At 74.1% G+C, this 23,185-nt stretch carries 18 protein-coding genes and 1 pseudogene; 16 read left to right on the top strand and 3 right to left on the bottom strand.

Annotated elements, in window-relative coordinates; all coding sequences use genetic code 11:
* The first annotated feature begins 23 nt into the window (after positions 1-23).
* The 6 genes and pseudogenes from pdhA (C4U44_RS13275) (at position 24) to C4U44_RS13250 (ending at position 7,272) form a co-directional block, all read left to right on the top strand.
* The gene (gene pdhA / locus C4U44_RS13275) at positions 24-1,124 is read left to right on the top strand and encodes a pyruvate dehydrogenase (acetyl-transferring) E1 component subunit alpha (protein ID WP_103885970.1); all 1,101 of its coding nucleotides are present in this window, start codon (positions 24-26) and stop codon (positions 1,122-1,124) included.
* On the top strand, positions 1,121-2,158 hold the full coding sequence (locus C4U44_RS13270) for an alpha-ketoacid dehydrogenase subunit beta (protein WP_103885969.1): 1,038 nt from the start codon (positions 1,121-1,123) through the stop codon (positions 2,156-2,158). Before pdhA (C4U44_RS13275) ends, C4U44_RS13270 begins: the two co-directional genes overlap by 4 nt.
* Positions 2,158-3,525, top strand: coding sequence for a dihydrolipoamide acetyltransferase family protein (locus tag C4U44_RS13265; RefSeq protein WP_103885968.1), 1,368 nt, complete (start codon positions 2,158-2,160; stop codon positions 3,523-3,525). The genes C4U44_RS13270 and C4U44_RS13265 overlap by 1 nt, the downstream gene beginning before the upstream one ends.
* Before the next feature lie 17 nt (positions 3,526-3,542).
* Positions 3,543-4,537, top strand: a pseudogene (locus tag C4U44_RS13260) (DUF6457 domain-containing protein).
* Positions 4,534-6,261, top strand: coding sequence for a molybdopterin molybdotransferase MoeA (locus C4U44_RS13255; protein WP_103885967.1), 1,728 nt, complete (start codon positions 4,534-4,536; stop codon positions 6,259-6,261). Before C4U44_RS13260 ends, C4U44_RS13255 begins: the two are co-directional and overlap by 4 nt.
* A gap of 24 nt (positions 6,262-6,285) precedes the next feature.
* The gene (locus tag C4U44_RS13250) at positions 6,286-7,272 is read left to right on the top strand and encodes a potassium channel family protein (RefSeq protein ID WP_103885966.1); all 987 of its coding nucleotides are present in this window, start codon (positions 6,286-6,288) and stop codon (positions 7,270-7,272) included.
* An 89-nt stretch (positions 7,273-7,361) separates the two neighbouring features.
* Here the strand turns inward: C4U44_RS13250 and C4U44_RS13245 are convergent, their stop codons facing one another.
* The gene (locus C4U44_RS13245; RefSeq protein WP_200823236.1) at positions 7,362-8,930 is read right to left on the bottom strand and encodes an MFS transporter; all 1,569 of its coding nucleotides are present in this window, start codon (positions 8,928-8,930) and stop codon (positions 7,362-7,364) included.
* 250 nt (positions 8,931-9,180) lie between these two features.
* Between C4U44_RS13245 and C4U44_RS13240 the strand changes: the two genes are divergently transcribed.
* The 3 genes from C4U44_RS13240 (at position 9,181) to C4U44_RS13235 (ending at position 11,919) form a co-directional block, all read left to right on the top strand.
* Entirely contained in the window at positions 9,181-10,146 is a 966-nt protein-coding gene (locus tag C4U44_RS13240; protein ID WP_103885965.1) for an NAD(P)H-quinone oxidoreductase, read from the top strand.
* A 228-nt stretch (positions 10,147-10,374) separates the two neighbouring features.
* Positions 10,375-11,295, top strand: a complete 921-nt coding sequence (locus C4U44_RS41510) for a hypothetical protein (protein ID WP_160145026.1) — start codon at positions 10,375-10,377, stop codon at positions 11,293-11,295.
* Between the two features lie 66 nt (positions 11,296-11,361).
* Positions 11,362-11,919: a bacterial proteasome activator family protein gene (locus tag C4U44_RS13235; RefSeq protein ID WP_103885964.1), complete on the top strand. Its 558-nt coding sequence runs from the start codon at positions 11,362-11,364 to the stop codon at positions 11,917-11,919.
* A gap of 106 nt (positions 11,920-12,025) precedes the next feature.
* On the opposite strand, the gene C4U44_RS13230 is transcribed toward C4U44_RS13235, so the two are convergent.
* Positions 12,026-13,705, bottom strand: coding sequence for a Stk1 family PASTA domain-containing Ser/Thr kinase (locus C4U44_RS13230; protein ID WP_103885963.1), 1,680 nt, complete (start codon positions 13,703-13,705; stop codon positions 12,026-12,028).
* Between the two features lie 239 nt (positions 13,706-13,944).
* Between C4U44_RS13230 and C4U44_RS13225 the strand changes: the two genes are divergently transcribed.
* Positions 13,945-15,513 (top strand): protein kinase domain-containing protein, encoded by a 1,569-nt coding sequence (locus C4U44_RS13225; RefSeq protein WP_103885962.1) that lies wholly within the window; start codon positions 13,945-13,947, stop codon positions 15,511-15,513.
* A gap of 43 nt (positions 15,514-15,556) precedes the next feature.
* Here the strand turns inward: C4U44_RS13225 and C4U44_RS13220 are convergent, their stop codons facing one another.
* Positions 15,557-16,573, bottom strand: coding sequence for a phosphotransferase (locus C4U44_RS13220; protein WP_103885961.1), 1,017 nt, complete (start codon positions 16,571-16,573; stop codon positions 15,557-15,559).
* 418 nt (positions 16,574-16,991) lie between these two features.
* Here C4U44_RS13220 and pdhA (C4U44_RS13215) point away from each other — a divergent pair, with 418 nt between their 5' ends.
* From pdhA (C4U44_RS13215) to C4U44_RS13190, 6 genes are all read left to right on the top strand, one after another.
* Positions 16,992-18,158, top strand: a complete 1,167-nt coding sequence (pdhA, locus tag C4U44_RS13215) for a pyruvate dehydrogenase (acetyl-transferring) E1 component subunit alpha (protein ID WP_103885960.1) — start codon at positions 16,992-16,994, stop codon at positions 18,156-18,158.
* Between the two features lies 1 nt (position 18,159).
* Positions 18,160-19,134, top strand: a complete 975-nt coding sequence (locus C4U44_RS13210; protein WP_103885959.1) for an alpha-ketoacid dehydrogenase subunit beta — start codon at positions 18,160-18,162, stop codon at positions 19,132-19,134.
* 19 nt (positions 19,135-19,153) lie between these two features.
* A complete protein-coding gene (locus C4U44_RS13205; RefSeq protein WP_103886267.1) occupies positions 19,154-20,575 on the top strand; it encodes a dihydrolipoamide acetyltransferase family protein in 1,422 nt (473 codons plus the stop codon).
* A gap of 119 nt (positions 20,576-20,694) precedes the next feature.
* Positions 20,695-20,889 (top strand): hypothetical protein, encoded by a 195-nt coding sequence (locus C4U44_RS13200; RefSeq protein WP_103885958.1) that lies wholly within the window; start codon positions 20,695-20,697, stop codon positions 20,887-20,889.
* A gap of 129 nt (positions 20,890-21,018) precedes the next feature.
* Positions 21,019-21,663, top strand: coding sequence for a GntR family transcriptional regulator (locus C4U44_RS13195; RefSeq protein ID WP_103885957.1), 645 nt, complete (start codon positions 21,019-21,021; stop codon positions 21,661-21,663).
* Positions 21,660-22,973, top strand: coding sequence for an MFS transporter (locus C4U44_RS13190; RefSeq protein ID WP_103885956.1), 1,314 nt, complete (start codon positions 21,660-21,662; stop codon positions 22,971-22,973). Before C4U44_RS13195 ends, C4U44_RS13190 begins: the two co-directional genes overlap by 4 nt.
* Positions 22,974-23,185 lie beyond the last annotated feature (212 nt).

The following is a 23,185-nucleotide window of genomic DNA, read 5'->3' as shown; positions in this document are numbered from 1 at the left end:
CGATTCGCAAGGAGGTGCTCGCGATGACCGTCCTCGACACCCCCGCCTGGCGCCCGCGCACCGAAGCCGGGCCCCTGCTGCCCGACGCGGCGCCGTTCCGGCTGCTCGGCACCCCCGAGGCCGCCCGGCTGGCGCCCGCGCTGCTCACGGAGCTGTACGGACAGCTGGTGCGGGGCCGCCGGTTCAACCGGCAGGCGACCGCCCTGACCAAGCAGGGCCGGCTCGCGGTGTACCCGTCGAGCACCGGTCAGGAGGCGTGCGAGATCGCCGCCGCCCTCGCGCTCGGCCCGCGCGACTGGCTCTTCCCCAGCTACCGCGACACCCTCGCGGTGGTCGCGCGCGGGGTGGACCCGGTCGAGGCCCTGACGCTCCTGCGCGGCGACTGGCACACCGGCTACGACCCGCGCGAGACCCGGGTGGCCCCGCTCAGCACCCCGCTGGCCACCCAGCTGCCCCATGCGGTCGGCCTCGCGCACGCCGCCCGGCTCAGCGGTGACGACGTGGCGGCGCTGGCGATGGTCGGCGACGGCGGCACCAGCGAGGGCGACTTCCACGAGGCGCTGAACTTCGCGGCGGTCTGGCAGGCCCCGGTGGTCTTCCTGGTGCAGAACAACGGCTTCGCGATCTCCGTGCCGCTGGCCAAGCAGAGCGCCGCGCCGAGCTTCGCCCACAAGGCCGTCGGCTACGGCATGCCCGGCCGCCTCGTGGACGGCAACGACGCGGCGGCCGTCCACCAGGTGCTCACCGAGGCGGTGGACCGGGCCCGCGCGGGCCGCGGCCCCACCCTGGTCGAGGCGGTCACCTACCGGATCGACGCGCACACCAACGCCGACGACGCGACCCGCTACCGCGACGACGACGAGGTGGCGGCCTGGCGCGCCCACGACCCGGTCGACCTGATGGAGCGCGAGCTGACCGGCCGCGGCCTGCTCGACGACGCGCTGCGGCAGCGCACCGCCGACGAGGCCGAGGCCCTGGCCGCCGCCCTGCGCGAGCGCATGCACGACGAACCGCGGCTGGACCCGATGGAGCTGTTCGCGCACGTCTACGCCGAACCCACCCAGCAACTGCGCGACCAGGAAGCCATGCTCCGGGCCGAGCTGGAAGCGGAGCAGCAGTCATGAGCCCCAGCTCCTCCACGGCGCCCGCCCCGGCGGCCGCGCCCGTCGCGCAGAAGCCGGCGACGATGGCGCAGGCCCTCAACCAGGCGCTGCGCGACGCGCTCGTCGCCGACCCGGCCGTCCACGTGCTCGGCGAGGACGTCGGCACCCTCGGCGGCGTCTTCCGGATCACCGACGGCCTGGCCCGCGACTTCGGCGACGACCGCTGCACCGACACCCCGCTCGCCGAGGCGGGCATCCTCGGCACCGCGGTGGGCATGGCGATGTACGGGCTGCGGCCGGTGGTCGAGATGCAGTTCGACGCGTTCGCCTACCCGTCCTTCGAGCAGCTGGTCAGCCACGTGTCCCGGATGCGCAACCGCACCCGGGGCGCGCTGCCGCTGCCGATCACCATCCGCATCCCCTACGGCGGCGGCATCGGCGGGGTCGAGCACCACAGCGACTCCTCCGAGGCGTACTACCTGCACACCCCGGGGCTCCATGTGGTGACGCCCGCGACCGTCGAGGACGCCTACGGGCTGCTGCGCGCGTCCATCGCCTCCGACGACCCGGTGGTGTTCCTGGAGCCCAAGCGGCTGTACTGGTCGAAGGCCGACTGGTCGCCGCAGGAGCCGCGCGAGGTCCCGCCGATCGGCCGCGCGGTGGTGCGGCGCAGCGGGCGCAGCGCCACCCTGATCACCTACGGTCCGTCGCTGCCGGTGTGCCTGGAGGCCGCGGAAGCGGCGAAGGAAGAGGGCTGGGACCTGGGCGTGGTGGACCTGCGCAGCCTGGTGCCCTTCGACGAGGAGACGGTGGCGGCGGTCGTCCGGGGGACCGGGCGGGCCGTGGTGGTGCACGAGTCGGCCGGGTTCGGCGGCGCGGGCGCGGAGATCGCCGCCCGGATCACCGAGCGCTGCTTCCACCACCTCCAGGCGCCGGTGCTGCGGGTGGCCGGGTTCGACATCCCCTACCCGCCGCCGATGCTGGAGCGGCATCACCTGCCGGGAGTCGACCGCATCCTCGACGCCGTGGGGCGCCTGCAGTGGGAGGAGGGGTGATGGCCGCCGTCAAGGAGTTCACGCTGCCCGACCTCGGCGAGGGGCTGACCGAGGCCGAGATCGTGCGCTGGCTGGTCGAGGTCGGCGAGGTCGTCACCGTCGACCAGCCGTTGGTCGAGGTGGAGACGGCCAAGGCCGTGGTGGAAGTGCCCTGTCCCTACGGCGGGGTGGTCACCGCCCGCTTCGGCGCGCAGGGCGACACCCTTTCGGTCGGCCGCCCGCTGGTGACGGTCGCGGTGGGTGCGGACGCGGGCGTGGCGGCCGCCGCCACGGCCGGGAGCGCTGAGGGCGCGGAGAGCGTCCAGGGTGACGGCTCGGCCGAGGGCTCGGGGAACGTACTGGTCGGTTACGGCACCGGGGCGGCGACCGCCCGTCGGCGCAGCCGGATCAAGGCGGTGAGCGCGGCGGTCGACCACGCACCGCCGGTGCCGCCGGAGCGCGAAGCCGCCGCGGTCCGCGGCGGCACTCACCCGGACGGCGGACCGGTCGCGGTCATCTCGCCGCTGGTGCGCCGGCTGGCCCGGGAGAAGGGCCTGGATCTGCGGGCGCTGACCGGCAGCGGCCCGGACGGGTTGATCATGCGGGCCGACGTGGACCGCGCGGCGGGTGCCGGTGCGGGCACCACCCGCGCGGCAGTCGCGACGACGGAGGCACGGCCGGCCGCCGAGGGCGAGGTGCGCGTCCCGTTGCGCGGGATCCTCGGCGCGGTCGCGGAGAAGCTGTCGCGCAGCCGGCGGGAGATCCCCGACGCCACCTGCTGGGTCGACGCGGACGCCACCGAACTGCTCGCGGCCCGCGCGGCGATGAACGCGGCGGCGGGAGACGGCGGCACCCGGATCTCGGTCCTGGCGCTCATGGCCCGGATCGTGACCGCGGCGCTGGCCCGGCACCCCGAGCTGAACGCGTCGGTGGACACCGCCCGCGGCGAGATCGTCCGGCTGCCCGCGGTGCATCTCGGCTTCGCCGCGCAGACCGAGCGCGGCCTTGTCGTACCGGTGGTGCGGGACGCGCAGGCCAGGACCACCGCCCAGCTCTCGGCGGAGATGGCCCGGCTGACCGAGGCGGCCAGGACCGGGACGCTGACGCCCGCCGAGCTGACCGGCGGGACCTTCACGCTCAACAACTACGGCGTGTTCGGGGTGGACGGCTCGACGCCCATCCTCAACCACCCGGAGGCGGGCATGCTCGGGGTGGGCCGGATCGCGGCCAAGCCGTGGGTGCGCCAGGGGGAGTTGGCGGTGCGGCAGGTGGTGCAGCTGTCGTTCACCTTCGACCACCGGGTGTGCGACGGCGGGACGGCGGGCGGCTTCCTCCGGTTCGTGGCCGACTGCGTGCAGGACCCGGCGGTGCTGCTCGCCGCGGTGTGAGCGGCATACTCGCGGGCATGACGACGCGCTACGACGCGGTGGTGCTGGCGGGCGGCGCGGCCCGGCGGCTCGGCGGCACCGACAAGCCCGCGCTGCCGGTCGGCGGGCTGATGCTGCTGGACCGGGTGCTCGCGGCGTGCGAGGCGGCGGGCACGACGGTGGTGGTCGGGCCGCGCCGGCCGACGGCACGGCCGGTGCGCTGGGCCCGGGAGGAGCCGGCCGGCGGCGGACCGGTGCCCGCGCTCGCCGCGGGACTCGCCGCGCTGGCCGGCGGACCGGGCGCGCGGGGACCCCTGGGACAGGGTGCCCCGCGGGTGGTCGTGGTGCTCGCCGCCGATCTGCCCTTCCTGACGGCGGCGACGGTCGGAGCCCTCGCGGAGGCGGCCGACGCGTGCGCCCCCGGCGCGGCCGGGGTGCCCGAAGGGGTGGTGCTCACCGACCCGGACGGGCGCGACCAGCCGCTCGCCGCCGCGTACCTGGTGGAGCCGCTGCGCCGCGAACTCGCCCTGCTCGCGGGGGAGCACGGCGGCCTGGGCGGGCTGCCGTTGCGCCTGCTCACCGGCGAGCTCGCGCTGCGCGGGATGGCCGACCCGACCGGCGATGCGTCGTTCGACTGCGACACCTGGGAGGACGTGGCGGTGGCCCGGGCCCGGCTGGAGCGCCGGTCCGAGGGGTGAGCCTGCGTGTCGACCGGGCCGGGATCGGGGACGATGGGCCTGTGGTGGACGAATGGATCGCAGCAGCCAAGACCGAACTGGGCATCGACCTGGACGTGGACACCCGCGTCCTGCTCGACCTCGCCCGCGACGCGGCACACGGGGTGGCGCGGCCGGCGGCTCCGCTGACCACGTTCCTCGTCGGGTACGCGGCGGGGCGGGCGGGCGGCGGACCGGACGCGGTGCGCGCGGCGGCGGAGAAGGCCGCGGCGCTGGCGCGGCGTTGGGCCGAGCAGGCCGCGGTGGCGGGCAAGGACGGCGACGGTGACGCCGCCCCCGCGGGCACCGCGCCATGAGCGAGCCGGGCCCCGAACCCGATCCCGGCGTGGGCGGATCGGTCGCCCCCGGCGCCGCGGACCTCGACCTCGCGGACACCGATCCCGCGGACACCGGCCGCACGGCTCCCGATCCGGCCGGCCGCGCCCTCGCCGCGCCGCCTGCCGACCCGTTCGCGAAGGCGTACCTCGACGGCCTCGGCCTCGACTTCGCGGAACAGCCGCGCCGCCGCGCCCTCCCCGCCCCGGCCGTTCCCGAGGACGCGAGGACCGGGGAGCGCGGTGGACACGGTGGGCCCGGAGCGCCCGGAGATACCGCAGGGGCCGGCGGCAGCGACCGGCTCCCCTACGACCCCGGCCGCCCCGTCTTCCACCGGCGGGACACCCCCTGGCTCGGAGCGCACCGCACGGCCATGACCGCGGCCCGGCAACTGGAGGCGCGGGACGTCCCGTTGGGCGAGGAGGCGCTGGGCACGGTGCTCGCGCGCGGGCTGGTGGCGCTGACGGACCTGCCGCCGTTCGACAGTTCGGCCATGGACGGCTGGGCGCTGGCCGGGGCCGGGCCGTGGCGGGTGGCGGGTCAGGTGCTCGCCGGGCAGCAGACGGTCCGCGAACTGGCCGACGGGCACGCGGTACGGGTCGCGACGGGAGCCGAACTGCCCCCGGGTGCGACGGCGGTGCTGCGCAGCGAGCACGGTGCGGCCGAACTACGGTCGGACGGCGAGTGGTTGCGGGTGTCCGCGCCCTACCCCGCTCCCGTGCCCGGTCAGGAGGTCCGCAGGCGCGGCCAGGAGTGCAGGGCCGGGGAGGAGTTGCTGCCGGCCGGCTCGACGGTGACCCCCGCGGTGCTGGGCCTGGCGGCGGCGTCCGGGTACGACGAGCTGGCGGTCGTGGCCCGGCCGAGGGTCGAAGTGCTGGTGCTGGGGGACGAGTTGCAGGCGTCGGGGCGGCCGGGGCCGGGCCGGACCAGGGACGCGCTGGGGCCGATGCTCCCGCCGTGGCTGCGGGCGCTGGGCGCCGAGGTGACGGCCGTGCGGGCGCTGCCGGACGACGCGGAGGACCTGCGGGCGGCGATCGTGGCGGCTGTCGCGACCGGTGGCGCCGACCTGGTGGTCACCACCGGGGGGACGGCCAGCGGTCCGCGCGACCACGTGCACGGGGCGCTGGTCCGCGTCGGGGCACGGCTGCGCGTCGACGGGGTAGCGGTGCGCCCCGGGCACCCGATGCTGATGGCGGAGTTCCGCTGCGGGCCGTACGAGGTGCCGCGGCCGGCGGAGCCGGTGACGCCGGACGGCCGCCCGCGCCCGGGACAGCCCGTCGGCCCGCCGCAACCGGAGGCCGAACGGCCGCCCAGGAGGAGCTACTTCGTCGGGCTTCCGGGCAACCCGCTGGCCGCGGCCGCCGGTGTGCTGACCCTCGTCGCGCCCCTGCTGCGGACGCTCGGCGGGCATCCCGCCGCTCCACCGTCCTGCGTGCCGCTGGGCGAGGACGTCGGCGGTCACCGGGAGGACACCCGGCTGGTGCCGGTGGTGCTCGACGCGGGCGCGACGGCCCGGCCGCTGCCGCACACCGGCTCGGCGATGCTGCGCGGGCTGGCCGCCGCCGACGCGATGGCGGTCATCCCGCCCGGCGGCGTCAAGGCGGGCCAGGAAGTGCAGGTGCTGGACCTGGCGATGGCCGGGCCGATCGCGATGACCGGGCCGACCGCTGGGCCGGCCGGTCCGGTGCCGGGACGTGCGGGGTGAGGCTCCCCCGGCACCGCCCACCGGGTGCTCTTCCCGCACCCGGCGGCCGGACCGCTCCGGCAGGTGGCCCGCCGGCTGGCCGCCGCGCTGCTGGTGCTCGCGCTCACCGTGGCCGTCGTCTACGCCGGACGCGACGGCTACCACGACAACGCCGGCGGCAAGCTGTCGTTCCTCGACGCGGTCTACTACTCGACGGTGACGCTCTCCACCACCGGCTACGGCGACATCGTCCCGTACAGCAACGCCGAGCGGCTGGTGAATACGCTGCTGGTCACGCCGTTGCGGGTGATCTTCCTGATCATCCTGATCGGCACCACCCTGGAGGTGCTGGCCGAGCGCACCCGCGAGCAGTACCGGATCAAGCGCTGGAGGAGTTCCTTGCACGACCACGTGGTGATCGTCGGGTTCGGGACGAAGGGGCGGTCGGCCGCGCAGACGCTGATCGGGCACGGCATGGCGCGCGAGCGGATCGTGGTGGTCGACCCGGACCCGGCGGTGGTCCGGGCGGCGGCCGACGAGGGGTTCGTGGCGGTGGACGGCGACGCCACCCGCAATGACGTGCTGCTGCGGGCCGAGGTCGGCCGGGCCCGGCAGATCGTGATCGCCGCGCAGCGCGACGACACGGCGGTGCTGGTCACCCTCACCGCGCGCCAGCTCAACAGCACGGCCGGCATCGTGGCGTCCGTGCGCGAGGCGGAGAACGTACCGCTCCTGCGGCAGTCCGGCGCGAACGCGGTGATCACCAGTTCCGGCGCGGCGGGCAGGATGCTCGGGATGTCCATGCTCAGTCCCAGCGCCGGGAAGGTGATGGACGACCTCCTCACGTACGGCAGCGGGCTGGACCTGGTCGAGCGCGCGGTCGGGCCCTCGGAGGTCGGGCGGACGCCGAGGGAACTGGGCGATCTGGTGGTGGCGGTCAAGCGGGAGGAGCGGCTTCTCGACCACGACGACCGCGAGTTGGGGGCGCTCCGCGACGGTGACCGCCTGATCGCGATCCACCGGGCCACGTAGTCCCGGGCAATTCATGTCGTCCGGGGCTCCACGTCCTCCGCGGGCCCGTCGTCCGGGTGGTCCGGGAGGAACCGCGCACGGTCCGCCGCCTACCGCCGGGAGCGGAGGATGTCGCCGGTGCCCGGGGGGAGGCGGCTGGCCGCGGTGGTCGCGGCGAGGGCGGGCAGGGACAGCAGGGTGAAGGCCGCGGCGTAGGAGAGCGCGGGGGAGGCGTGGCCGAGCAGGTGCTGGGTGAGGGGGTGGCCGAGGCGGAGGGCGACGGGCGCGGCGGCCACACCGAGGCCGGCGGCGGTCTGCGTGGCGGTCGAGTTGAGGGTGTTCGCGTCGCGCATCCGGTCGGGCGGGACGTCGGCGAACGCGAGGGTGTTGTAGCCGGTCAGCCCGGTGGAGCGGGCGGCGCCGCTGATGGTGACGAGGATGCCGATCACCCACAGCGGGGTGGCGGCGGTGAGGAACGCGCAGCCCACCATGGTCCCCGCGAGGACGGCGCCCGCGCCGGCCAGCACCGCGCGGTACCCGAAGCGGCCGAAGAGGAAGCCGGTCGCGGGCTTGATGCCGATGTTGCCGACGAAGACGAAGAGCACCAGGGAGCCGGAGCGTACGGCGCTCCAGCCGAAGACCTCCTGGAAGAGCAGCGGGAGCAGGAAGGGCACCGCGGAGACGGATATCCAGAACACCGAGCCGCCGTACACGGTGGCGCGGAAGGAGGGGGTGCGCAGGCTGCCGAGGTCGATCAGCGGGTGGTCGGTCCGGCGCAGGTGCCGCAGCGCGAGCGCGAGCAGCACGAGGGAGACCGCGCCGAGCGCGCCGGCCCGCGGCCATGACGCGCCGGGTTGGGAGAGCAGGTGCCCGGTGGAGGCGAGCGCGCCCAGTCCCAGCGAGGTCCAGGCCAGCCCGCGCCAGTCCAGCGCGCCCACTCCGGCTACCGGGCCGCCCTCGACGAGCCGCCAGGCGACGGCGAACGCGACCAGCCCGAGCGGGATGTTGATCAGGAACAGCCAGTGCCAGCTCGCGTAGGTGGTGATCACCCCGCCCAGCAGCGGCGCGGCGACCGGGGCGATCAGGGCGGGCCAGACGATGTACGCCACGAGGCGCGGGATGTCGGGCTTGGCGATCCCGGAGAGCGCGAGCAGCCGTCCGACGGGCACCATCATCGCCCCGCCCGCGCCCTGCAGGACACGCAGCGCGACGAGTTCACCGAGGCTGGTCGCTCCGGCGCAGGCCAGCGAGGCGAGGGTGAACAGCACGATCGCCGAGAGGAAGATCCGCCGGGCGCCGAAGCGGGCGGTCAGCCAGCCGCTCAGCGGGACCAGGACCGCGAGGGTGAGGACGTACGCGGTGACGACCAGGCCGATCGCGGTGGCGGAGACGCCGAGGGACGCGCCGATCCGGGGGGCGGCGGTGGACACGATGGTGCCGTCGAGGTTCTCCATGAACAGGCAGCCCGCCATGAGGAAGGCGACGGCGCGCTGCCGGGAGCTGATCCCGTGCCGCGGGCCGAGGTCCCCGGGCGCGGGGACGGGAGGGGGTGCGCCACCGAGGTGTTCGTCAGCCGGTCCGTGGACGGACACGGGCGCGGTGGCGGCCGCGGGCGCGGGTACGGCCGCCGGCCACCGCGGGGGCCGCCCCTCGGATCCGGGCTGCGGAGCGTCGATCATGTGAACAGCCTGCAATCCGGCCACGATTGATCACAAGGTCGGGGTGATCACATGACCGCCGCCGCGAGCCGCCCGCGAGGCGCGCACGACCCACCTCCGAGGCAGCCGGGAAGGCGCGGCACCGACGCACCCGTGAGGCGCCCCTCCCGCCCGACTCCGCCCGGCCGTGGCCGCCGAACACCGCGGTGGCGCCCACGGAACGGCGCGGTACCCGACGCCCACCGACGCCCGCGGAGTAGCCTCCCTTCGCATGTACGCGATGACGATTCCCCAGCCCGGCGGCCCGGAGACGCTGACCTGGGCGGAGGTACCCGATCCGGTGGCCGGTGACGGCGAGGTCGTGGTCGAGGTCGCCGCCAGCGCGGTCAACCGCGCGGACATCCTCCAGCGGCAGGGCAACTACAACCCGCCACCCGGCGCCGTTCCGTACCCCGGCCTGGAGTGCTCCGGCCGGATCACGGAGGTCGGGCCCGGGGTGCCCGACTGGGCCGTCGGCGACGAGGTGTGCGCGCTGCTGGCGGGCGGCGGCTACGCGGAGAAGGTGGCGGTGCCGGCCGGCCAACTCCTGCCCGTGCCCAAGGGCGTCGACCTCGTCACGGCGGCCGCGCTGCCCGAAGTCACCGCCACCGTCTGGTCGAACGTCTTCATGGTCGCCCATCTGCGGCCCGCGGAGACGCTGCTGGTGCACGGCGGGTCCAGCGGGATCGGCACCATGGCGGTCCAGCTGGGCAAGGCGGTCGGGGCCCGGGTCGCGGTCACCGCGGGCAGCGCGGAGAAGCTCGCCGCCTGCCGGGAGCTGGGCGCGGACGTGCTGATCAACTACCGCGAGCAGGACTTCGTCGCGGAGTTGGGGGCGGACGGGGCGGACGTCATCCTCGACCTCGTCGGCGCGAAGTACCTGGCGCGCAACGTCGACGCGCTCGCCCTCAACGGGCGGCTCGTGGTGATCGGCATGCAGGGCGGGGTGAAGGCGGAGCTCAACCTCGCCAAGCTGATGGCCAAGCGCGGCGCCATCGCCGCCACCACGCTCCGCGCCCGCCCGCCGGCCGAGAAGGCGGCGATCGTCGGCGCGGTCCGCGAGCACGTCTGGCCGCTGATCGAGGCGGGAAGCGTCAAGCCCGTGGTCGACCGCCCGCTTCCGATGACCGAGGCGGCCGAGGCCCACCGGCTGATGGAGTCCAGCACCCACATCGGCAAGATCCTGCTCACCGTCTGACCCGCAGCGCCCGGCGGTCCGGACACGGTGCCGGGCGCTCCCGATCGCCCCCGCGCATCGCGCCGGCGCACGCACCTGGGCGCGGCGCACCGGTTCGGTCCGCACCCTGCGTCATGATCGCCCTGGGGCGTCCGGGATGCCGGAGTTGTCGCCTCATGTGACGCTTGAACCACACACGGTGGTGCGGGAGGCGCGGACGTGCGGTGGGCTTCGGCGGGCAGGCAGGGCGTGACGCGACGAGCCGTGGCCGGGAGCACCTCCGGAACACCCGGGAGCACCTCCGGAACACCGGCCGCGGCCCTCGCGACGGCGGCCGGCGTGGCCACCGGTACCGCACTGCTCGCGGCGGCGCTGCTCGCGGCAGCCGCCCCAGCGCGGGCGGCAGAGGGACCCGTGCCCGAGGCGCCCCGGCAGACCGCGGCGCCGTCCGTCGCGGCGCCGGGCACGCGCCTGTCGCCGACCGCCCCCTCGCCCGCCCCGCTGCCGCCGCTGCCCGGTCTCGACCCCGGTCTGGCGCTGCCGGGGTTCCCGCCGGTCGTACCGCCGCCGGGTACGGCGAAGCCGGGCCGCCCGGCGGCGCCCACCGCGACGCCCCGGCCCACGGGGCCGGACCGCCCCGGTCCGGCCGGGCCGTCCCGCCCGACCCCCACGCCCGCCGCACCCGGGCCGCCCGCGCACTCCGGGCCGTCGGCACGTCCGGCGCCCTCCGCCCGCCCGTCGCCCGCACCGACGGCGACGGGGCCCGGCCGCCCGCGGCCCGAAGCCGGCGACGAGCCCCAGCTCGGCACCGGACCGCAGCACAGCGCCGGACCCGCCCGCCCGACCGCGCCCACCGCGCAGGCTCCGGCCGGTGGCCCGCACGCGCCCCTGCACCCGTACCCGCCGTCCCGGCACCGGGGCGACCGGCCGGGCAGGTCGGCTCCGCTGCTCCCCGACGGCGACGGCGACGGTGATCAGGACGTCCCGACCGCCGGACCGTCGCTGGAGGCGGACGCCTCGCACGCCCCGACCCGGACGAAGGAGCAGCAGGGCGCGTCGGCGCCGTTCACGCCGTCCTTTCCGGTGGCGCGGATGGTGCCGCTGGGGGCCGGGCTGGTGCTGGTCGGGCTGGGGCTGGGGTTCCTGGCGCTGCGGATGCGGCGGTCATGAACGGTCCGGCGCGGGGCGGCCGCCCGGTGTCGTGGCTCGCCGGGCCGCTGCGGGACAATGGGGGTCATGGAGATGCCGATGAACGAACGGTCGCCGGAGAACGCGCAGAACCCGCAGGTCCTGGTCGTCGGGCCGGACGGAATGGCCCTCGGCGGCGGGACGACGGGCGAGGGCGAGGAGTCCCGCGAGATCCCGGTGACGGAGATGGTCGAGCAGCCGGCGAAGGTGATGCGGATCGGCAGCATGATCAAGCAGCTCCTGGAGGAAGTGCGGGCGGCTCCTCTCGACGAGGCCAGCCGGGTGCGGCTGAAGGAGATCCACGCGAGTTCCGTCAAGGAGCTGGAGGCCGGGCTCGCCCCGGAGCTGGTCGAGGAGCTGGACCGGCTGTCGCTGCCGTTCACCGATGACAGCGTGCCGAGCGACGCCGAGCTGCGGATCGCCCAGGCCCAGCTGGTGGGCTGGCTCGAAGGGCTCTTCCACGGGATCCAGACCGCGCTGTTCGCCCAGCAGATGGCCGCGCGCGCCCAGTTGGAGCAGATGCGGCGCGCGCTCCCGCCCGGCGTGGCCGGCCACGACGACGAGCAGCAGGGCCCGGCGGGCCGCTCGGGCGGTCCCTACCTGTAGAGCAGTCGGCGCCCGCGGCGACGCGGAAGGGGCCGGACCCGGCGGCGGTCGCCGCGGGGTCCGGCCCCTTCTCTTTTTCCGCGCGTGGCGGGCCGGCCGGGACGGGTCAGCTCGCGCTCTTGCCCGTCGACACCCAGATCGTGATCGGCCCGTCGGCCTTCGGGTCGTAGTCCTCGTCCGCGGACGGCGACTGGCTCGTCACCGAGCCCTTGCCCCACAGCTGCTCGTCGGTGTACTTGATCGTGTACTTCCAGCCGGCGGCCTTCACGCAGGCGACCACCGAGTCGACGTAGTCCGTCTGGAAGTTCGGCATCGTGGCGACGTCGGGCTTGTCGGGGTTGATGAAGTCGTTGTGGGCGTCCGTGCACTCGCTGGTCTCGATGGTGCGGGTCTGGTCGCCCTGCACGATGCCGCTCGAGGACGCGGTGGTCGTCACCGAGCTGGTCGGGGTGCCGGTCGGCGACTTGGTGTCGTCCGCGCTGGGGCTGCCGCCACCGCTGCTGCTCATGGCGACGATCACCCCGACGATGACCGCGATCGCGACCACGGCGACCACCACCCCCACGACCAGCGGGGTGTTGGACCTGCCGCCGCGCGAGCCGTTCGGCCCGCCGGTGCCGCCGGGCCCGCCCGGGCCCATCGGGTGCTGCTGCGGCACCTGGGACGGCGCGAGGTTGTATGCCGGGGTCGGCGGCGGGGTCTGCGCGCCCTGCTGCGGGTAGCCGTAGGCCGACGGCGGCGGGGTGGACGGGCCGTAACCCTGCTGGTTCGGCGCGTACGGGGTCTGTATCTGCGGCGCCGGGGTCTGCATCTGCGCGGGCTGGGACGGGAAGACCGACTGCGCGACCCCCTCGCCGCGGCTGCCGGTGACGCCGGTGCCGGAGATCGACGGCATCGCGCCGCTCTGCGTGGCGGCGAGCACCCGCTCGGTCTCGTCGTGCATCGCGTCGGCGGTCGGGAACCGCTCGGCCGGGTTCTTGCGCAGCGCGCGGGCCACCAGCGCGTCGACGGCGGGGCCGAGCGCCTGGTTCACCGAGGACGGGGCCGGCGGGGTCTCCTGCACGTGCTGGTAGGCCATCGCCAGCGGCGAGTCCGCGTCGAACGGCAGCCGCCCGGTGAGGAGTTCGAAGAGCATGCAGCCGACCGAGTACAGGTCGGAGCGCTCGTCCACACCGCGGCCGAGTGCCTGCTCGGGGGAGAGGTACTGCGGGGTGCCGACCACCATGCCGGTCTGCGTCATCGACGTCACGCCGGACTGCATGGCCCGCGCGATGCCGAAGTCCATCACCTTGACCACGCCGCGCCGGGTGATCATCACGTTGCCGGGCTTGATGTCCCGGTGCACCAGGCCCATTTCGTGGCTGACGGCCAGCGCGGCCAGCACGTCATTGGTGATCTTCAGCGCCTTGTCGGTCGGCATGGCGCCGAACTGGGCGATGTCCGCGGCCAGCACGTCGCCGAGCGGCTTGCCCTCGACGTACTCCATCACGATGTACGGCACCATCTGGCCGTCGATCATGTCCTCGCCGGAGTCGAAGACCGAGACGATGTTGGTGTGGTTGAGTTTGGCCACGGACTGCGCCTCGCGGCGGAAACGCTCCCGGAACGACGCTTCGTTGCCCAGGTTGGTGTGAAGGGTCTTGACGGCGACCGGCCGGTCCAGCACGTTGTCATGTGCCAGATGCACCGATGCCATACCGCCCTGACCGAGCAGGTCGCGCAGCACGTACCGTCCGCCGCCGACCGAGCGCCCCGTGAATCCGCCCTGTGGTGCGTCCCCGCTCATCAGTACCGCTACCCCCATAAGGTGAACCGGGACAGACCCGTCCCCGAGCTTGCCCGCCAAGTCTGGCTTATCGCACGTGCACGTCAAGTTCGTTGACCATCTCGTCACCTGATACGCATCGTCCGCGCACAAAGCGGTGACCTTCGTACGGCAGGCGGACGGCGGCCGATCGCGCCACCCGAAAAGCGGTACGGTGGCGCACCAAGACGCGATGCGAGGGACCTCATGGCTCGCACGACATGGACGGACGACGAGGACTGATGGTCGACCCGAACGAGACGGCCGCCGGCACCGGAGCGTCGGAGGCCGCCGGCCCGTGGGGCCCCGGGGGCGTGGTCGGCGACGGCCGCTACCGGCTGACCGGACGGCTCGGCCGCGGCGGCATGGCCGAGGTCTTCGCCGCGGAGGACGTCCGGCTCGGCCGGATCGTCGCCGTCAAGCTGCTGCGCACCGACCTCGCCGAGGACCAGGTGGCCCGTGCCCGCTTCACCCGCGAGGCACAGTCGGTGGCCGGCCTGAACCACCACGCGGTGGTCGCGGTGTACGACTCCGGCGAGGACGTGACGCCCGGCGGCACCGTCCCCTACATCGTGATGGAGCTGGTCGAGGGCCACACCATCAAGGACCTGCTCACCGGGCCGACCCCGCCGCCGGTCGACCAGGCGCTGCTGATCGTCTCGGGCGTGCTGGACGCGCTGGCCTACAGCCACCAGCACGGCATCGTGCACCGCGACATCAAGCCCGCGAACGTCATCATCACCACCACGGGCGCGGTCAAGGTGATGGACTTCGGCATCGCCCGCGCACTGCACGGCGCGGCCAGCACCATGACGCAGACCGGCATGGTGATGGGCACGCCGCAGTACCTCTCGCCCGAGCAGGCGCTCGGCAAGACCGTCGACCACCGCAGCGACCTGTACGCCACCGGGTGCCTGCTGTACGAACTGCTGGCGCTGCGGCCGCCCTTCGTCGGAGAGACCCCGCTGTCGGTGGTCTACCAGCACGTGCAGGACGAGCCGCGGGTGCCGTCGCAGGTCAGCGACCGGGTGCCGCCCGAGCTGGACGGCCTGGTGCTGCGCTCGCTGGCCAAGCAGCCGGACGACCGGTTCCAGAACGCCGAGGAGATGCGGGCGCTGGTCGGGTACGCCCACCACGCCCTCACCCAGCAGGGCGGCTGGACCGGGGGGATGTGGAACACCGGGGCGGTCCCTACGGCCATGCCCCCCGCGAACCGCACGGCGCCCACCGTGGTGGCGCAGGGCGGACAGAGCGGCCACACCGCGGAGATCGGCCCGCTGCTCGGCGGGATCTCCGGGGTCGGCGGCAACGACGACGTGCACGGCTACGGCGAGAAGCCGCCGTCCGGCGGCAGCTCCTGGCTCAAGCCGGTGCTCTTCGTGATCGCGGCGGTGCTCGCCATCGCGCTCGGCGTCTACCTCGCCACCCACAGCGGCGGCAGCAACGGCGGCCACACCGACGACCACACGACGCCCCCGGCCAGCACGCAGTCCACGGGCCAGCCGACCGACGAGACGTCCGACCAGCCGACGGACGACTCGTCCGACCAGCCGTCGGACGACTCCAGCGACACCGACACGCCCACGGACACCCCGACCACGGCGCCGTCCACCACGACCGCCACCACGCCGCCCACGACCGCCCCGACCACGACCGCGACCCACACCACGAAGCCGCCGCCCACGACGACGCCGCCCACGAAGCCGACGACGCCGCCGCCCACGACCCCCGACGGCGGGGACCAGGGGTCCACCGACGGCTCCACGGGCGGGCCCGTCAGCCTCGGCTGACGGAGTCCGTCCCCCCCGCCCCGGACGCCGGGGCGGGGCGCGCTCAGGTCGTGAAGGCGTCCAGCACCCGCGCGTACTCCTCGGTCCACCACACCGCCAGCGCCGACGCGGCCGGGAACAGCGGATCGGACCGCGGATCGCGGTGCTGGTAGCGCCAGTTCAGCATCCAGAAGTCGTTGAGCCGCTCCCACCAGACGCGGTGGACGGCATCGCCCACCTCGGACGCCGCGACGCCGGCGGCCCGCCGGTACGCGCGGGCGTAGCCGCGGATCTTGCCGAGGTCGAGGCGGCCGTCGGCGGGGTGCACGAAGAAGATGGCGGCGGCACGGACCGCCTCCTCGGCGCGCGGGTGGACGCCCAGCCGGTCCCAGTCGATGATCGCGGCCGGCTCCTGGCCGCGGTAGAGCAGGTTGAGCGGGTGGAAGTCGCCGTGCACCCAGCCGCTGGCGCGGTCGTCGGCGGCGGGCGGCCGGCGGTGCGCGTGCCGGCGCAGCAGGTCGCGGCGTTCGAGCAGGCGGTGCTCGGCGAGTGCGTCGAAGGAGTCGAAGGGCCGCTGCCGGCGTACGAGGGTGAGCAGGTGGTCGATCTGCTCGTGGGTGCGGTCGGGATCGGCGCTGGGATGCGGCACGGCGGGCGGCGGCGGCTGGCTGACGGCCAGCGCGGTGTGCACCCTGCCGAGCAGGGCGCCGAGCCGGCCGGACTGGCCGCGGGACAGTTCGGTGCCCTCCCGGTGCCGGCCGTCGATCCACGGGAACAGGGCGTAGCGGCGGCCGCCGAGGACGGTGACGGTGCCGCCGCGCCGGTCGGGCAGCGGCGCGGCGGCGGGCAGGCCCAGCCGGGCCAGCCGCCGCGTGGCGTGGTGCTGCCGGGCGATCACCGCCGGCTCCGCGGTGTCCGCGGCGACGTACTGCTTGAGGAAGTAGCGGCCGCTGTCCGTGCTGATCCGCCATCCCCGGTTCAGTAACCCGCGCGCAACGGGTTCGCAGCTCAGCGGGGCCGCCACGGAGTCGTAGCGGCGGAGCAGGGCGGTCAGCGCGGGCGGCCGCGGTGCCGTGCCCATCACGCGCTTCAGCGTAGATCAACTGGAGGCGGGGGTTCGCCCGAGTGGCGCAAGGGAGGCTACGTCTGCTATGTCCGGCTGGTCGTGTTCGGGCGAGTCGCCGGAACCGGGCGGCGCTCCGAGCCGTTCACCCCTTACGGACTTTTCCGGATCGGGATACGGTGCCCGTGTCCCGGTCATGGCCTGCGGTAACGCGGACTACTAGGAAATCCAAGCAAAACCGCAGGTCAGAAAGTGTGCCCTCGGTGTACGCGAAGGCTTCCGGTTGTAGGTAACGTCTGCGTTGCAGGCCATTCGCCGGGGCGTTGTCACGCCTGGCCCGGCCATGCCGCACATACCCCGTGCGTCGATGCCGGACCAGGTGAGCCGCACTGGCTCTCCGGCAGATCCCGGGGGCCGGACAGACGGAGGAGCGAACGTGAGCGTGAAGAGCACTGCCGCGCGGAGGACCACCCGCGGCGGCGCGAAGCGCCGTGGGGGCGAGCCCGAGCTCGTGCAGCTACTGACCCCCGAGGGCGACCGCGTCGAGCACAGTGAGTACTCCATCGACGTGACCCCGGATGAGCTGCGTGGCCTGTACCGGGACATGGTGCTGACCCGCCGCTTCGACGCCGAGGCGATCACCTTGCAGCGGCAGGGCGAGCTGGGACTGTGGGCCTCGCTGCTCGGCCAGGAGGCCGCCCAGATCGGTTCCGGGCGGGCCACCCGCCCGGACGACTACATCTTCCCGACCTACCGCGAGCACGGGGTGGCCTGGACCCGCGACGTGGACCCGCTGAACCTGCTGGGCATGTTCCGCGGGGTCAACAACGGCGGCTGGGACCCGAACGAGAACAACTTCCACCTCTACACGATCGTCATCGGCTCGCAGACGCTGCACGCGACCGGCTACGCGATGGGGGTGGCCAAGGACGGCGCGGACGCCGCGGTGATCGCGTACTTCGGCGACGGCGCCTCCAGCCAGGGCGACGTGGCGGAGTCCTTCACCTTCGCGGCGGTCTACAACGCGCCCGTGGTGTTCTTCTGCCAGAACAACCAGTGGGCGATCTCCGAGCCGACCGAGAAGCAGTCCCGGGTGCCGATCTACCAGCGCGCGGCCGGCTACGGCTTCCCGGGCGTCCGGGTGGACGGCAACGACGTGCTGGCGGTGCTCGCGGTCACCCGGGCGGCCCTGGAGCACGCCCGCAGCGGGCAGGGCCCGATGCTGGTGGAGGCGTTCACCTACCGGATGGGCGCGCACACCACCACCGACGACCCGACCCGCTACCGCAGCGACGAGGAGCGCGAGGAGTGGGCGTCGAAGGACCCGATCGCCCGGCTGCGCGCCCACCTCGACAAGCAGGGCCTGGCCGACGAGGGTTTCTACGCGGGCCTGGACGCCGAGAGCGACGCGCTGGCGAAGCGGGTCCGGGACGGGGTGCGCGGCATGCCCAACCCCGACCCGATGGCGATGTTCGAGAACGTCTACGCCGACGGGCACGCGCTGGTCGACGAGGAGCGCGCCCAGTTCGCCGAGTACCTGGCCTCCTTCGAGGACGCTCCCGCCGCATCCCATGGGGCGGCCGGCTCCGGAAAGGGGCACTGACATGACGCAGATGGCCATCGCGAAGGCGCTCAACGAGTCGCTGCGCACGTCGCTGGAGAACGACCCGAAGGTCCTGGTGATGGGGGAGGACGTCGGCCGGCTCGGGGGTGTCTTCCGGATCACCGACGGCCTGTTCAAGGACTTCGGCGAGGGCCGGGTGATCGACACCCCGCTCGCCGAGTCCGGCATCGTGGGCACCGCGATCGGGCTGGCCCTGCGCGGCTACCGCCCGGTGGTGGAGATCCAGTTCGACGGCTTCGTCTTCCCCGCCTACGACCAGATCGTCACGCAGCTGGCGAAGATGCACGCCCGGGCGCTCGGCAAGATCAAGCTGCCGATCGTCATCCGCATCCCCTACGGCGGTGGCATCGGCGCGGTCGAGCACCACAGCGAGTCCCCGGAGACGCTCTTCGCGCACGTCGCGGGGCTGAAGGTGGTCTCGCCGTCGAACGCCTCCGACGCGTACTGGATGATGCAGCAGGCCATCGAGTGCGACGACCCGGTGATCTTCTTCGAGCCGAAGCGCCGCTACTGGGACAAGGGCGAGGTGGCCGTCTCGTCCGTGCCGGCCGACCTGCACAAGGCGGTGGTGGCCCAGGCCGGCACCGACGTCACGCTGGCGGCCTTCGGACCGATGGTGAAGGTGTGCCTGGAGGTGGCGGCCGCGGCCGCGAACGAGGGCCGCAGCATCGAGGTGGTGGACCTGCGCTCGATCTCGCCGCTCGACTTCGACACCGTGCAGGCGTCGGTGGAGAAGACCGGCCGGCTGGTCGTGGTGCACGAGGCCCCGGTGTTCTTCGGTACCGGTGCGGAGATCGCCGCGCGGATCACCGAGCGCAGCTTCTACGCTCTGGAGGCCCCGGTGCTGCGGGTGGGCGGTTTCCACGCGCCGTACCCGCCGGCCAGGCTCGAGGAGGAGTACCTTCCCGGCCTGGACCGCGTGCTCGACGCCGTCGACCGCGTGCTGGCGTACTGAGGAGAGGGTTGTGACGATCATGGCCGTGCAGGCACAGCGCTTTCGCGAGTTCAGGATGCCGGATGTCGGCGAGGGCCTGACCGAGGCGGAGATCCTCAAGTGGTACGTGGGTGTGGGCGACGCGGTCACCGACGGGCAGGTGATCTGCGAGGTGGAGACGGCGAAGGCGGCCGTCGAGCTGCCGATCCCGTTCGACGGGGTGGTCAGCGAGATCCGCTTCGACGAGGGCAGCACCGTGGACGTGGGCACCCCGATCATCGTGGTGGACGCGGGCGGTGACGACGCGGGCGGCGACGCCCCGGACGCGGCGGTCGCGGAGCCGGCCGGAGCCGAGCCGGCGGCGCAGCCCGCGCCGGAGGCCGCGGCGAAGCGGACCGCGGTCCTGGTCGGGTACGGCGTCGCGCCCTCGTCGACGACCAGGCGGCCGCGCAAGCAGCAGGCCGGGCAGCTGAACGGGCACGCGGCGCCGAGGGCCCCGCAGGCGCAGGCCACGGAGGCGCCCGCGGCGCCGGCCGCTCCCCCGGAGGCGCCCGAACCGGGCGGGCAGCGGCCGCTGGCCAAGCCGCCGGTGCGCAAGCTCGCCAAGGAACTGGGCATCGATCTGGCCACGGTCGTGCCGACCGGGTCGCACGGCGAGGTGACCCGCGAGGACATCCGGGCCGCCGCCGCGCCGCCGGCCCGGCTGCCGCTGCCGGAGGGCGAGGAGGCGGTACCGGCCGCGGGCTTCTCCTCGGCGGGCGAGCGCGAGACGCGGGTGCCGATCAAGGGCGTCCGCAAGGCCACCGCGCAGGCGATGGTCACCAGCGCCTTCACCGCGCCGCACGTCACGGAGTTCGTGACCTTCGACATCACGAAGTCGATGAAGCTGGTGCAGGAGCTGAAGACCGACCCGGCGTTCGCGGGCGTCAGGGTCAGCCCGCTGCTGCTGGTGGCCAAGGCGCTGCTGGTGGCGATCCGCCGCAATCCGGAGGTCAACTCGGCCTGGGACGAGGCGAACCAGCAGATCGTGCGGAAGTCGTACGTCAACCTGGGCATCGCCGCCGCCACCCCGCGCGGCCTGGTGGTGCCCAACATCAAGGACGCCCACGACAAGACCTTGCCCGAACTGGCGTCCGCACTGGGTGAGTTGGTCGGCACCGCGCGGGAGGGGAAGACCTCTCCGGCGGCGATGCAGGGCGGCACCGTCACCATCACCAACGTCGGCGTCTTCGGCGTCGACACCGGCACCCCGATCCTCAACCCGGGCGAGTCCGCGATCCTCGCGTTCGGCGCGGTCAAGCTCCAGCCGTGGGTGCACAAGGGCAAGGTGAAGGCGCGTCATGTCACCACGCTGGCGCTCTCCTTCGACCACCGGCTGGTCGACGGCGAGCTCGGCTCCAAGGTGCTCGGCGACGTGGCCGCGATCCTGTCGGAGCCGAAGCGGCTGCTCACCTGGTCGTGACAACCGGCTGACCGCCCGCTGATGAGGTGAAGACGGCGGGCCCGGGCGGATGTTCGCCCGGGCCCGCCGTCGTGCGTGTCTCCCGCACTTCGCGTCCGATTTATGCTGCCATCGACCGTATGGCCGTCTCTGTCTCCGTCGTCCTGCTGCTGATCGTCCTTGCCGGGATGCAGATGCGCAACCGCTCCCTCAAGCCGAGCCATGCCGTCACCTGCGTGCTGCTCGGCTTCTGCCTGGCGTCCTCCAGCCTGGCACCCACCATCCAGTCCACCCTCACCTCCACGGCGTCCCTGGTCAGCACCATCCACCCGTAGCGGACGAGGTCCGTTCGCCGAACGCGCCGACGGGCCGCGCCTCGTCCGGGGCCGGCGCCGGGGTGTGAGCGCGGCAACTCCTGGGCGGTCTGTCGTCCGACGATATGTTGTATCTATGATGTGCACATTATGGATACCAAGTCGCCCCCCGCCGCGGAGCGGGTCTACCTGCACGTGAAGAGCGGGGTCCTGGACCGCAGCTACGAGGGCGGCACGCTGCTCACCGAGGGCGACCTCGCCGAGGCGGTCGGCGTCTCGCGCACCCCGGTCCGGGAGGCGCTGCTGAAGCTGGAGGCGGAAGGGCTGCTCAAGCTCTACCCGAAGAAGGGCGCGCTGGTCCTGCCGGTCTCCGCACAGGAGATCGCCGACGTGGTCGAGACCCGGCTGCTGGTGGAGCAGCACGCGGTCGCGAAGGTGGTGCACGCGGTGCCCGTGCGGCTGATCGAGCGGCTGGAGGAGTCGCTGGCCGAGCAGCACCGGCACGCGGCTGCCGGTGACCTGGCCGCGTTCGCGGCCGCCGACCGCACCTTCCACGCCGAGATCGTCCGCGCGGCCGGCAACCGCATCCTGGCGCACCTCTACGACCAGCTCCGGGACCGGCAGTTGCGGATGGGCGTGGCGACGATGCACGCCGAGCCGAGCCGGGTCGCGAAGAACATCGCCGAGCACACCGAGATCCTCCAGGCGCTGCGGGACGGCGCCGAGCGGACCGCCGCCGAGGTCGTGGGCCGACACCTGTCCTGGGTCAACACCCTGGCCCGGGGCGAGTCGTGACCGCGAAGGCACTGCCGGGGGACCCACCGGGCGGCCGGCGCGCCGCGCTCGTCTGGGGCGTGGGCACCCTCGTCTACCTCGTCGCCGTCATCCATCGCACCAGCCTCGGCGTCGCCGGGATCGACGCCGCGGCACGCTTCCACATCGGCGCCTCCGCGCTCTCGTCGTTCTCCATCCTCCAGGTGCTGGTCTACGCGGGCATGCAGATACCCGTCGGCCTGATGGTGGACTCGCTCGGCACGAAGAGGGTGCTGATGCTCGGCGCGGTGCTGTTCACCGTCGGGCAGGGCGCCTTCGCGCTGTCGCACTCCTACGGGATGGCGCTCGGCGCCCGCGCGGTGCTCGGGTGCGGCGACGCGATGACGTTCGTGAGCGTGCTGCGGCTCGGCTCGCGCTGGTTCCCCGCCCGGCGCGGGCCGATGGTGGCGCAGGGCGCGGCCCTGTTCGGCGTCGCGGGCAACCTCGTGTCCACGGTGGCGCTCTCCCGGCTGCTGCACTCCGCCGGCTGGACGCCCACCTTCCTCGGCACCGCGATCGGCGGTGCCTTCGTCCTCGTCCTGGTCGCCCTCTTCCTCAAGGACCACCCCGACGGGTACGTCCCCGCGCCGGCCGAGCACGCCGGACTCGCCTACGTACGGCGGCAGATCACCGATGCCTGGCGGGAACCGGGCACCCGGCTGGGCATGTGGACGCACTTCACCACGCAGTTCTCCGGGATGGTGTTCCTCCTGCTGTGGGGGATGCCGTTCCTCGTCGAGGACCAGGGGATGTCGCGGGGCGGCGCGGGCGGGCTGCTCACCCTCGTGGTCGTCGCGAACATGGTGTTCGGCATGCTCTTCGGGCAGTTGATCGCGCGGCACCGCGGTGCCCGGATGCCGTTGACGCTCGGCGTCATCGCGGCGACCGCCGGTGCGTGGGCGGCGGTCCTCGGCTGGCCGGGCGGGCACGATCCGCTCTGGCTGCTGGTCGTGCTGTGCGTGGTGCTGGGGGCCTGCGGCCCGGGCTCCATGATCGGGTTCGACTTCGCCCGCCCGGCCAATCCGCCGGAACGGTTCGGCACGGCGTCCGGGATCGTCAACATCGGCGGGTTCACCGCGTCGATGATCATGCTGCTCGCGATCGGGGTGCTGCTCGACGCGACCGACCAGGACTACCGCGTCGCGTGGAGCAGCGTGTTCGTGCTTCAGGTGGTGGGGACCGTGCAGATTCTGCGGTTGCGGCGGCGTACGGAGCGGCTCGAGCGGGAGCGGATCGCGGTGAGCCGGGTGGAGAGCGTGCACCGGGGACGGGAGACCGCGGTGCGGGACTGACCGGTCCGCCCGGGTTGCCCGTTCGCGTCCGTACCCGGACCTTGCGGTCCGCCCGGGTTGCTCGCGCGGTTCTCCCCCGGCCTGGCGGCCGGGAGGTGCCCCCACGCGGCCCTTGTCAGTGCAGCTTGCACCTGGCTCGACCCGGGAGGACCCGCGCATGTCCAGGGGCGCGGGGAACTGCGCGACAAGCCACCCACGGACCGCAAGGTCCG

This window comes from Actinacidiphila yanglinensis (assembly GCF_900107965.1).
GTDB lineage: Bacteria > Actinomycetota > Actinomycetes > Streptomycetales > Streptomycetaceae > Actinacidiphila > Actinacidiphila yanglinensis.
Note: the sequence above shows the minus strand (reverse complement) of the source record. Positions and strands in the feature narration are given on the sequence as shown.

Bases quoted from the DNA above. Each gene is read 5' to 3' on its own strand.
- C4U44_RS13255 (WP_103885967.1), top strand. From the start codon at position 4,534: ATGAGCGAGCCGGGCCCCGAACCCGATCCCGGCGTGGGCGGATCGGTC.
- pdhA (WP_103885970.1), top strand. From the start codon at position 24: ATGACCGTCCTCGACACCCCCGCCTGGCGCCCGCGCACCGAAGCCGGG.
- C4U44_RS13210 (WP_103885959.1), top strand. From the start codon at position 18,160: ATGACGCAGATGGCCATCGCGAAGGCGCTCAACGAGTCGCTGCGCACG.
- C4U44_RS13240 (WP_103885965.1), top strand. From the start codon at position 9,181: ATGTACGCGATGACGATTCCCCAGCCCGGCGGCCCGGAGACGCTGACC.
- C4U44_RS13270 (WP_103885969.1), top strand. From the start codon at position 1,121: ATGAGCCCCAGCTCCTCCACGGCGCCCGCCCCGGCGGCCGCGCCCGTC.
- C4U44_RS13220 (WP_103885961.1), bottom strand. From the start codon at position 16,573: ATGGGCACGGCACCGCGGCCGCCCGCGCTGACCGCCCTGCTCCGCCGC.
- C4U44_RS13230 (WP_103885963.1), bottom strand. From the start codon at position 13,705: ATGAGCGGGGACGCACCACAGGGCGGATTCACGGGGCGCTCGGTCGGC.
- C4U44_RS13235 (WP_103885964.1), top strand. From the start codon at position 11,362: ATGGAGATGCCGATGAACGAACGGTCGCCGGAGAACGCGCAGAACCCG.
- C4U44_RS13200 (WP_103885958.1), top strand. From the start codon at position 20,695: ATGGCCGTCTCTGTCTCCGTCGTCCTGCTGCTGATCGTCCTTGCCGGG.
- C4U44_RS13245 (WP_200823236.1), bottom strand. From the start codon at position 8,930: ATGATCGACGCTCCGCAGCCCGGATCCGAGGGGCGGCCCCCGCGGTGG.
- C4U44_RS13265 (WP_103885968.1), top strand. From the start codon at position 2,158: ATGGCCGCCGTCAAGGAGTTCACGCTGCCCGACCTCGGCGAGGGGCTG.
- C4U44_RS13195 (WP_103885957.1), top strand. From the start codon at position 21,019: ATGGATACCAAGTCGCCCCCCGCCGCGGAGCGGGTCTACCTGCACGTG.
- C4U44_RS13225 (WP_103885962.1), top strand. From the start codon at position 13,945: ATGGACGGACGACGAGGACTGATGGTCGACCCGAACGAGACGGCCGCC.
- C4U44_RS13205 (WP_103886267.1), top strand. From the start codon at position 19,154: ATGGCCGTGCAGGCACAGCGCTTTCGCGAGTTCAGGATGCCGGATGTC.